This is a genomic window from Streptomyces sp. NPDC008137 (genome assembly GCF_042957035.1).
In the GTDB taxonomy this organism is placed as follows: Bacteria; Actinomycetota; Actinomycetes; order Streptomycetales; family Streptomycetaceae; genus Streptomyces.
Window position 1 is genome coordinate 1 of sequence record NZ_JBIBHN010000063.1, and the last position, 10,024, is coordinate 10,024.

11 protein-coding genes are annotated in these 10,024 nt (G+C 72.7%); 6 read left to right on the top strand and 5 right to left on the bottom strand.

The features are described from left to right. Positions 1 to 203 precede the first annotated feature (203 nt). Positions 204 to 1,097: a hypothetical protein gene (locus ACFZBT_RS40530; RefSeq protein WP_391115550.1), complete on the bottom strand. Its 894-nt coding sequence runs from the start codon at positions 1,095 to 1,097 to the stop codon at positions 204 to 206. Positions 1,098 to 1,272: 175 nt separating this feature from the next. On the opposite strand from ACFZBT_RS40530, the gene ACFZBT_RS40535 reads away from it, so the two are divergent. Beyond that, positions 1,273 to 1,914, top strand: a complete 642-nt coding sequence (locus tag ACFZBT_RS40535) for a phosphatase PAP2 family protein (RefSeq protein WP_391115553.1) — start codon at positions 1,273 to 1,275, stop codon at positions 1,912 to 1,914. A 12-nt stretch (positions 1,915 to 1,926) separates the two neighbouring features. Here ACFZBT_RS40535 and ACFZBT_RS40540 read toward each other — a convergent pair whose 3' ends face one another. Beyond that, positions 1,927 to 2,583 (bottom strand): response regulator, encoded by a 657-nt coding sequence (locus tag ACFZBT_RS40540; RefSeq protein WP_391115556.1) that lies wholly within the window; start codon positions 2,581 to 2,583, stop codon positions 1,927 to 1,929. Beyond that, positions 2,580 to 4,154: a histidine kinase gene (locus ACFZBT_RS40545; RefSeq protein WP_391115560.1), complete on the bottom strand. Its 1,575-nt coding sequence runs from the start codon at positions 4,152 to 4,154 to the stop codon at positions 2,580 to 2,582. The genes ACFZBT_RS40540 and ACFZBT_RS40545 overlap by 4 nt, the downstream gene beginning before the upstream one ends. Before the next feature lie 117 nt (positions 4,155 to 4,271). Between ACFZBT_RS40545 and ACFZBT_RS40550 the strand changes: the two genes are divergently transcribed. The 5 genes from ACFZBT_RS40550 to cseC all read left to right on the top strand — a co-directional run bounded on the left by ACFZBT_RS40550 (position 4,272) and on the right by cseC (position 8,892). Further along, positions 4,272 to 5,213: an A/G-specific adenine glycosylase gene (locus ACFZBT_RS40550; protein ID WP_391115563.1), complete on the top strand. Its 942-nt coding sequence runs from the start codon at positions 4,272 to 4,274 to the stop codon at positions 5,211 to 5,213. A 282-nt stretch (positions 5,214 to 5,495) separates the two neighbouring features. Beyond that, a complete protein-coding gene (locus tag ACFZBT_RS40555; protein WP_391115566.1) occupies positions 5,496 to 6,035 on the top strand; it encodes a SigE family RNA polymerase sigma factor in 540 nt (179 codons plus the stop codon). Continuing rightward, the gene (locus ACFZBT_RS40560; protein ID WP_391115570.1) at positions 6,023 to 6,679 is read left to right on the top strand and encodes a hypothetical protein; all 657 of its coding nucleotides are present in this window, start codon (positions 6,023 to 6,025) and stop codon (positions 6,677 to 6,679) included. Before ACFZBT_RS40555 ends, ACFZBT_RS40560 begins: the two co-directional genes overlap by 13 nt. A 152-nt stretch (positions 6,680 to 6,831) precedes the next feature. Next, the gene (gene cseB / locus ACFZBT_RS40565; RefSeq protein WP_391115573.1) at positions 6,832 to 7,533 is read left to right on the top strand and encodes a two-component system response regulator CseB; all 702 of its coding nucleotides are present in this window, start codon (positions 6,832 to 6,834) and stop codon (positions 7,531 to 7,533) included. 9 nt (positions 7,534 to 7,542) lie between these two features. After that, the gene (cseC, locus tag ACFZBT_RS40570; protein ID WP_391115576.1) at positions 7,543 to 8,892 is read left to right on the top strand and encodes a two-component system sensor histidine kinase CseC; all 1,350 of its coding nucleotides are present in this window, start codon (positions 7,543 to 7,545) and stop codon (positions 8,890 to 8,892) included. 13 nt (positions 8,893 to 8,905) lie between these two features. Here cseC and ACFZBT_RS40575 read toward each other — a convergent pair whose 3' ends face one another. Beyond that, entirely contained in the window at positions 8,906 to 9,352 is a 447-nt protein-coding gene (locus ACFZBT_RS40575) for a VOC family protein (RefSeq protein WP_391115579.1), read from the bottom strand. Positions 9,353 to 9,415: 63 nt separating this feature from the next. Then, a complete protein-coding gene (locus ACFZBT_RS40580; RefSeq protein WP_391115582.1) occupies positions 9,416 to 9,850 on the bottom strand; it encodes a helix-turn-helix domain-containing protein in 435 nt (144 codons plus the stop codon). Positions 9,851 to 10,024 lie beyond the last annotated feature (174 nt).

Consider the following 10,024-nt stretch of genomic DNA (forward strand, 5'->3'; position numbering starts at 1 on the left):
GCCGAGCGTGGGGGAGTCGGCGACCGACGAGAACGCGGCAGATGTGCGTGCCAGGCCCCGCGTCTGCGGCGTGATCCAAACGACAGGCCCTAGCTTTCGGGGCGTGCTGACAGCCCTCGGCGCGCGCTGATGCGTGAGGGGTGTTCCCGGTCGGGAACACCCCTCACGCATGAAGGCCAGGCGGCCTGCGGAACGACAAGCGGCTAATCGTTCTTCAGCACGAACGACGTCTGCACCTTCGCATAGCCAGGGGCCTTGGCTTCCACCAGGTACGTGCCCGCCCCGGCCGAGCCCGAGGGAGGCGTGGCGCACTCGGGGGCGCTGGGCTTGCGGTCCCACTTCAGGGCGTAGGTGATGCCGCTGCCCGCGGGAACGCGGTACAGCCGGCTCCCGGCGACCCCCCTGGGGCAGTCCTTGGAGGACCAGTAGTCGTCGTCGGCGCTCGCCTCGGTGATGGTGAACACGGCGTTCTTCGGCCCGAGATCGATCTTGCAGTCGTGGCCGGAGACGTTTCGCGCGGTCAGCAGGAACGTGGGCGTCTGCTCGGGGTCGTAGCTGTTGTGCTGGCTGCGCAGGCTGAACTTGACCATGCTCGCGGTGCAGTTGGGCAGCATGGAACCGGCCGGCAGCGTGTCGCCCGCGCCGACGCCGCCCACCGTGGTACCACCGTCGTAGCCGCCGGCACCGCCCGACCCCGCCGAACCGCCTGACCCCTCGGACCCTCCGGAGCCGGAACCGCCGCCGGAGCCCGTGCCGGTACCGTCCCCGGCTCCGCCGCCCGAGCCGTCACCGGAACCGCCGCCGGACCCTGCCCCGGACCCGGACGACGAGCCGCCGGAGCCCTCGTCGCCCGACTCGTCGCGTCCACCGGGCGCTTGGCTGATCGCCGGGCCCGAGTTCGACGGGCCGGGAGTGATGGAGGGCGCGGGATTCTTGCCGTTGGCGCCGTTGTCGCGGTCCTTGCCGCTATCGCCGCCCATGGTCACGAGCCAGGTGGTCAGCAGCGCCAACAGGGCAGCCACGGACACCAGTACGACCCTCCGTCGCCAGTAGATGGAGGAGGGAAGCGGCCCGACCGGATTGCGCAGAGATCCCACGGCGCAAACCTTACGAGAGATCGGAGCGTTAGCCGGTCCCACCCGCCGCTCAGGCCCACAACTTTTCCGGATCATCATGCCGGAAGGAGCCGTCCCACCCCTGTCTTTCGTCAGGTACGGCACCCGACGATCGCTGGGTGTGACGAGATCGGCCCGCCACCTACCGTCCGTGACCATGGACTTCGAGGACACCGCGCTCTACCGCGACATCACCGACTTCGCCGACGACTCCCCGATGTGGATACAGCACGGGGCCGGGTTATGGACGGAGGGCGGACTGCTGGTCTTCGTCCTGCTGTTCGCCGCAGCCTGGTGGCGTGCCCGCCGCGACACCCCCCACGCGTTCGCGATCGCGGCCCTTGCACCTCTGGCCACGGCTGTGGCGTATGTGTGCAGCGAGGTACTCAAGTCCGCTGTCACGCAGGAGCGTCCGTGCCGGGCGGTCGCCGGTGCGGCCGCGTCCCTGGCCGAGTGCCCGCCGCACGGCGACTGGTCCTTCCCGTCCAACCACGCCACGATCGCGGGCGCCGCGGCCGTCGCCCTGGCCCTGGTCCGGCGCACACTCCTGTGGCTGACGGCCCCGCTCGCCCTGCTGATGGCCTTCTCCCGGGTCTACGTCGGCGTGCACTACCCGCACGACGTGGTCGCGGGTCTGGGCCTCGGCACGCTCGTCGCCCTCGTCGCCGTACGGCTGGGGACCGGTCCGATGACGCGGCTGGCCGGGGCGATGCGCGGCTCGCCGGCACCGGCCGCGCGGTGGGTCACCGGGCCGGGCCCGGCGTCCGTACCGTCGTACGGGACACGTGCGCGGCCCTGAGCCTACGGGGCGTCACGGTTCCAGCAGTCCCGCCTCGTAGGCCACGATCGCCGCCTGTACACGGTTGCGCACGCCCAGCCGGTCCAGGACCGCGCTGACGTAGGCCTTCACGGTGCCCTCGACGAGATGCAGCCGGGCGGCGATCTCCGGGTTGGACAGGCCGGCGCCGACCAGGCCGAGTACCTCGCGTTCGCGAGGGCTCAGAACGGACACGCGGGCGCGTGCCTGTGCCTCGCGGGTGAGCCGGCCGCCGTCGAGGCCCTCGTCGATGACGTACCGGGCCACCTTCGGCGACAGGAACGCGGCGCCCGCGGCCACCGCCCGTACACCGGCGATCAGTTCGTACGGGTCCCCGGACTTCAGCAGGAAACCGGTGGCGCCGCCGCCGAGGGCGCGAGTGACATAGGCGCCCTCGGAGAAGGTGGTGAGCATCGCGACGGCCGTGGCGGGCACGGTCCGGACGATCTCCTCCGCCGCCGCGAGGCCGTCCAGGCGCGGCATGCGGATGTCGAGCAGGGCCACGTCCGGGCGGTGGGCGCGGGCCAGCTCGACCGCCTCGCGGCCGTCGCCCGCCTCGGCGACGACCTCCGTCTCACCGCCGCTGCCCAGGATGGCGCGCACCCCGGCCCGCACCATCGCCTCGTCGTCGGCCAGCAGCACGCGGATCACTGTGAGAACTCCTCGTATTCTTCCCGGCCTTCGCCGGAGAGGCCGGCGCGCGGGACCACGTCCTTGGCGACGAGCCGCCCGGCGTCGAAGCACAGTCGGAAGTGGTCGACGGAGACGAACAGCTCGCCGCTCGCCCGGTAGTAACGGCAGTCGGCACCCTCCGGTGCCGGTGTCGGCGCCCGCTCGGCGGGCGGGTCGTTCACGGCGCGCTCGGGCAGCACCCGCTCGACGTCGGCAGCCGGGGCGCCCAGGCGCAGTGTCGCGTAGGCGGCGGGTGCGAGCACCGAGTGCTTCTCCACGTACGCGTACCAGCCGAAGGCGGCGCCGACGAGGACGGCGCCCACGCCGGCCGCGGTGCCGAGGCCGACGGCCACGCGGCGACGGGCGTGGATGAACGGGGCGGGGCGGGGCGGCCTGGTCGCGGTCCGCTGTGCGGGTATGTACGCCCTGACGCGGAACCCCGCCCCTTGCGGGCCCGCCTCGAACTCCCCGTCGACGGCGGTCACGGCGGCCCGCAGCCCGAGCAGGCCCGTGCCGCCTCCGGAGGGCCGGGAACTCCGCTCGGTGGACGGGCCGTTGGTGACGGTGACGGACGTCCCCTCGGCCCGCCCGGTCACCGCCACGACCACGGGGGCGCCCGGTGCGTGTCGTGCCGCGTTGGTCAGCGCCTCCCGGGCCACGCGGTACAGCAGCCGTTCGGCGAGCCCGCCGGGCGTGACGGCCGCGCCCTGCCCTGCGGGCTGCTCCCAGCGCACGGGGAGACCCGACTCCGCCGCGCGGGCGACGAGTTGCTCCAGGGTCTCTCCCGCGGGGGTCAGCGGCACCGGCTCGTCGTCGTCCTCCCGCAGGACGCCGATGATGCGATGCAGCCGGTCCGTGGCATCGGCGGCCGCCCCGCGCAGTTCGGCCGCCGCCGCCCGGTGTTCGCCGGCGAGGCCGGGGGCGACCTGGAGGGCGGCCGCGCGCAGGGCGATGAGGCTCAGCTCGTGGCCGAGGGAGTCGTGCATGTCCTGGGCGATCCGCGAGCGTTCGCGCAACCGGGCGCGTTCCTCGGCGAAGCGCTGCTCGTCCTCCAGCCGGGCCGCCCGCAGCCAGCCCTCCGCGGCCAGCTCGCGGCTCTGCCGCCAGTAACGCCCGCCGAGCCAGGGGAAGACGCAGCCGAAGAGCAGCGTGCCCGTCATGACCAGCCACTCGGGGGCCGGGTCGACCCCGACGAGCACGATCCGCACGGTGCCCGCGATGCCGACGGCGGCGAAGCCCAGCACCGCGGGGCGGGCCCGGCCCGCCCGCAGCCCGAGCAGCAGCGCGGACACGCCGAGGGCCGGGCCGTAGGAGACGGTGAACAGGGCCGGGGTGGCCGCCAGGCTCAGGACGGCCGTGAGCCCGAAGGCGGCGAGCGGCTGCCGCCGGGACAGACCGGCCGCACCGGCCAGCACCGCCGCACCGGCGGCCTGCTGCCAGACCGTGCGCGGCTCATTCAGCCCGATCCGGTCAGCCGTGAGCGCGGGCAGGGCGAGGGCGGCCCAGAGCAGGGCGCCACAGGTGAGCCGTGCGGCGCGAGGTCGTTCCATTCGGCCGACGCTATCGGCGGGCGGTGGGGCGGCACTGCTGTCGATCGTCAGGTAGCTCGCCCTCTCGGGTCGCGGTGTGCCCGATTCGCGGCTCCCGCGTGGCAGGATCGAATGGCCATGACTGCTCCCACGAACACCCCGCGCACCAGCCCCGGCCCCACCGACACCGCGTCCGGCCCGCCGCCGGGCGGGGACCTGCACTCCCCCGTCATCGACTGGTTCGACGACAACGCCCGCGACCTGCCGTGGCGGCGCCCCGAGGCCGGGGCGTGGGGCGTGATGGTCAGTGAGTTCATGCTCCAGCAGACGCCGGTGAACCGCGTCCTGCCCGTCTACGAGCACTGGCTGGCACGCTGGCCGCGCCCGGCCGACCTGGCCAAGGAGGCGCCCGGCGAGGCGGTCCGCGCCTGGGGGCGGCTCGGCTACCCGCGCCGCGCGCTGCGGCTGCACGGCGCCGCAGTCGCCATAACGGAACGGCACGGCGGTGACGTACCGGCCGACCACGCCCAGCTGCTGGCGCTGCCCGGCATCGGCGAGTACACGGCCGCCGCCGTCGCCTCCTTCGCCTACGGGCAGCGGCACCCGGTGCTGGACACCAATGTGCGCCGCGTCTTCGCCCGCGCGGTCACCGGCGTGCAGTACCCGCCGAACGCCACCACCGCCGCCGAGCGCAAACTGGCCCGCGCGCTCCTCCCCGAGGATGAGCCCACCGCCGCCCGCTGGGCCGCCGCCTCCATGGAACTGGGCGCGCTCGTGTGCACGGCGAAGAGCGAGTCGTGCCACCGCTGCCCGATTGCCGCGCAGTGCGCGTGGCGGCTGGCGGGCAAGCCGGAGCACGACGGGCCGCCGCGCCGCGGCCAGACCTACGCGGGCACCGACCGGCAGGTCCGCGGGCGGCTGCTCGCCGTGCTGCGGGAGGCCCATGGTCCGGTTCCGCAGACGGCTCTGGACCGGGTGTGGCACGAGCCGGTCCAGCGGGCCCGCGCCCTGGACGGCCTGGTCGCCGACGGGCTGGTGGAGCCGCTGGCGGGCGGGATGTACCGGCTGCCGCTGACCTGACGTACAGGCAGAGCACAGCCCTGGGTCTCCCGTAACGGAGATGCAGGGTGGACAAATCGCCCCATAGTCACCCCAAAACCCCCACCGCTGCACCCCGTTCCGACGTCCGTTACACAACCGACGGACAGCCGAGTGCTAGCCGCAGGCTGCTTCGGACAGCGCCGTGACAACGCCTCCGTACCTTCAGACGCGTTCCCGGAAGACACGGGACGACGAAGGAACACAGGCAGTGCACGGGCGGCGGGGAGCCGGCCCGAACGGGGAAACGGGAGGCGGTTCACCATGGCGCAGGGCGAGGTGCTCGAGTTCGAGGAGTACGTCCGCACCCGGCAGGACGCACTGCTGCGCAGTGCTCGCCGCCTGGTCCCGGACCCGACGGACGCACAGGACCTGCTGCAGACGGCGCTGGTACGGACCTACGGCCGCTGGGAGACCATCGAGGACAAGCGTCTGGCGGACGCCTACCTGCGCCGGGTGATGATCAACACCCGTACCGAGTGGTGGCGGGCGCGGAAGCTGGAGGAGGTGCCGACCGAGCAGCTCCCGGAGGCCTCGGTCGACGACGCCACCGAGCAGCACGCGGACCGCGCCCTGCTGATGGACATACTGAAGGTGCTCGCCCCGAAGCAGCGCAGTGTCGTGGTGCTGCGACACTGGGAGCAGATGTCCACGGAGGAGACGGCGGCCGCCCTCGGTATGTCGGCCGGAACGGTCAAGAGCACGCTGCACCGGGCGCTCGCCCGGCTCCGTGAGGAGCTGGAGTCCCGCGATCTGGACGCACGCGCGCTGGAGCGTGAGGAGCGGGAGCGGTGCGCGGCCTGACCGGCGAGGGGGCTGTAGGGCCCCGGGGCAACATCCAGGCGGTGAGCACGGCATCGGCCGTGGTCGCCGCCCTCGCCCTTTTCGTGTCCGGGTGCGGCGCCGGCGGCACCGGCGCCCGTGACGAGGGACCGGCGCACGCCGACGCGGTGGCGGGCGCCTCCGCCGCCACGCCCTCGGCCTCCCCGTCCAGGACGCCCGACACCGTGAACGCGGTCCGGCTCGTCAAGGACGACCCCGAGGTCTCGCCCGAGGTGAAGCGCGAGCTGAAGCCGTGCGTGGCCGACGAGTATCCCGTCGACGTGTCCTACGGCAAGCTGACCGGCGGGGCGGCCGACGACGTCGTCGTCAATGTGCTGACCTGCGGTGACGCGGTGGGCATCGGCAGTTATGTGTATCGCGAGCGGGACGGCTCGTACGAGAATGTGTTCAAGGTCGAGGAACCCCCGGTCTACGCGGAGATCGACCGCGGCGACCTGGTGGTGACCAAGCAGGTGTACGACAAGGGCGATCCGGTGTCGAGCCCCTCCGGGGAGAACGTGATCACGTACAGATGGGCTTCCGGCCGGTTCGGCGAGAAGTACCGCACCCACAACGACTACGGCAAGGTCGTCGGCGACAGCCCGTCGCCGGTGCCCGCGAGCTGACGCGGGCGCGGCGTGCGTGAACCGATCGGGCCGCTCGGACCGATGCATGGGTGAACGCGATGCGCGGACCGTGCGTCCCCTGAGAGGACGGCCCGTGCGATTGCTGAGCAGTACGCACCCCCACGACCCACACGAGGACTGAGAGCACCGGGATGGCAGACCAGACCCACGTCCTGTTCGTCGAGGACGACGACGTCATCCGCGAGGCCACACAGCTCGCCCTGGAACGGGACGGCTTCGTGGTCACCGCGATGCCCGACGGCCTGTCGGGCCTGGAGGCGTTCCGGACGGACCGCCCCGACATCGCGCTGCTGGACGTCATGGTCCCCGGCCTCGACGGGGTCAGCCTGTGCCGCCGCATCCGGGACGAGTCGACCGTGCCGGTCATCATGCTGTCGGCGCGGGCCGACTCCATCGACGTGGTGCTGGGCCTGGAGGCGGGTGCCGACGACTATGTGACCAAGCCGTTCGACGGGGCGGTGCTGGTCGCCCGGATCCGCGCGGTGCTGCGCCGCTTCGGGCACGCGGGCGGCGGCCGGGGCGAGGAGCCGGACTCCCCCGCCAGCGGCGGGATGCTGGCCTTCGGGGACCTGGAGGTCGACACCGAGGGCATGGAGGTCCGCCGGGCCGGGCAGCCGGTGGCGCTGACACCGACCGAGATGCGGCTGCTGCTGGAGTTCTCCTCCGCGCCGGGCACGGTGCTCTCCCGCGACAAGCTGCTGGAGCGGGTGTGGGACTACGGCTGGGGCGGGGACACCCGGGTCGTCGACGTGCATGTGCAGCGGCTGCGACAGAAGATCGGCCAGGACCGTATCGAGACGGTCCGTGGTTTCGGCTACAAGTTGAAGGCCTGAGCAGGGGTTATGAGGGGGCATTTCCGGCGCCTGGTCGCCGCGGGCGTGGAGCGCGCGGGAATCCGTACGGGCCTCAGATGGAAGCTGAGCGCGGCCATCGCGCTGGTCGGCGCGCTGGTGGCGATCGCGCTGAGCCTGGTCGTGCACAACGCCGCGCGGGTGTCGATGCTGGACAACGCGCGCGATCTCGCCGACGAGCGCATCATGATCGCCCAGCGCAACTTCGAGCTGTCCGGGCGGATGAACTTCCCCAACACCAAGATCGACGACCCGGATCTGCCGGAAGCGCTGCGGGACCGGGTCGAGGCGGGCCAGCGGGCGACGTACGTGGCGGACCGGGCGGGTGGCTCGCCGGACATATGGGCCGCCGTGCCGCTGAAGAACGGGCATGTGATGTCCCTGCACTCGGGCTTCACCGACCGCAGCTCGGACATCCTCCAGGACCTCGACCAGGCTCTGCTCATCGGGTCCATCGCGGTCGTCCTGGGCGGCAGCGCGCTCGGCGTGCTCATCGGCGGGCATCTGTCGCGGCGGCTGCGCAAGGCGTCCGTCGCGGCCCACCAGCTCGCGGGCGGCGATACGGACGTGCGGGTGCGGGACGCCATGGGCGGGGTCGTCCGGGACGAGACCGACGACCTGGCGAGCGCGGTGGACGCCATGGCGGACACGCTGCGGCAGCGCATAGAGGCGGAGCGCCGGGTCACCGCCGACATCGCGCACGAGCTGCGCACTCCGGTGACCGGGCTGCTGACCGCGGCCGAGCTGCTGCCGCCGGGCCGCCCGACCGAGCTGGTGCTGGACCGGGCGAAGGCCATGCGCACGCTCGTGGAGGACGTGCTGGAGGTGGCCCGGCTGGACGGGGCGTCGGAGCGGGCGGAGCTGCAGGACCTCATGCTGGGCGAGTTCGTCGCCCGGCGGGTGACGGCCAAGGACCCGGCCATCGGGGTGCGCGTCGTGCACGAGTCGGAGGTCACGACCGACCCGCGGCGCCTTGAGCGGGTCCTGTTCAATCTCCTGGCCAACGCGGCCCGGCACGGCAAGCCGCCCATCGAGGTCACCGTCGAGGGCCGGGTCATCCGGGTCCGCGACCACGGCCCCGGATTCCCCGAGGACCTGCTCGCCGAGGGGCCGAGCCGCTTCCGCACCGGCAGCAAGGACCGGGCCGGTCACGGCCACGGCCTCGGCCTGACCATCGCGACCGGACAGGCCCGGGTCATGGGCGCCCGGCTGACCTTCCGCAACGTCCGCACGCCCGGGACACCGGAGCACCTGCCCGCCGAGGGCGCCGTGGCCGTGCTGTGGCTCCCGGAGCACGCGCCGACGAACACGGGGAGCTACCCGATGCTGCCGGGGTCGTAGCCTTCCGGCCGCTTCAGCAGGACCAGTCCTGGTCCATGTCGAGTCCGCCTTCGCGGGGCTGGGTGAAGGAGAACCAGTTGCCGGAGTCGTCGCGGAAGAGCGCCTCCGTGCCGTACGGGCGCTCCTGCGGCTCCTGGAGGAACTCCACGCCGCGGTCCTTGAGCTTCTTGTAGTCGCCGTGGATGTCGTCCGTGGTGAGGACTCCCGCGCCGAGGACGCCCTTGCTCACCAGCTTGCGGAGCATCTCGGCGGACTCGGGGTCCATCGCGCCTCCGCCGGGCACCATCAGCGTCAGCTCGACGTCGGGCTGCTTCGGTGAGCCGACGGTGAGCCAGCGCATGCCGCCCTCGCCCATGGTCATGTCGGTACGGACCTCCAGGCCCAGTTTCTCCGTGTAGAACTCCTTGGCCCGGTCCTGGTCGAGGACCCAGACGGTCGAGATGGCGAGACCCTTGATCATGGCGTGCTCCTGCTGCTCGGCGGCCGGTCGGTGCGTGCCCTGCCACGGTAGGCAGCGGGGGCGTCAGCCCGCTTCTCCGGAATTGCGCTCCTTGCCCGCGCCGGGCGCGGAGCGGAAGCCGCCGGCCCAGAGCATGGCGTAACAGCCGGGAATGAGGGCGGCTCCCCTGCCGACGTGCTTGGTGCGGTACTCGCTGGGGGTGAGGCCGGTCCAGGTCTTGAAGCGGGCCGAGAAGGTGCCGACGCTGCTGAAGCCGACCAGGTGGCAGACCTCCGTGACCGACAGGTTCGCCGTGCGCAGCAGGTCCTCGGCGCGTTCTATCCGGCGGTGGGTGAGGTACTGGCCGGGCGTCTCGCCGTAGGCCTCCTTGAAGGCGCGGATGAAGTGGTACCGCGAGTACCCGGCGTGCGCGGCGACGGTGTCCAGGTCCAGCCCGGGATCGGCCCAGTCCCGGTCCATGGCGTCCTTGGCGAGCCGCAGCTGCCGCGTCTTGTCCATGACGCCGATGGTGGCACGGGGGTCCGACAGCGGCACCGGCCTCGCGCCCGGCACGGCGAAGGCCCCGGGCGGGTGTCCCGATGCTGTTGGTTAATCCGGGGCCTGGCGTGATGTCGGCCTTCAAGACCCGGTTGTGGTCTTGAAGGCCGACGTTGTCGTATGGGGTGGGTGCGG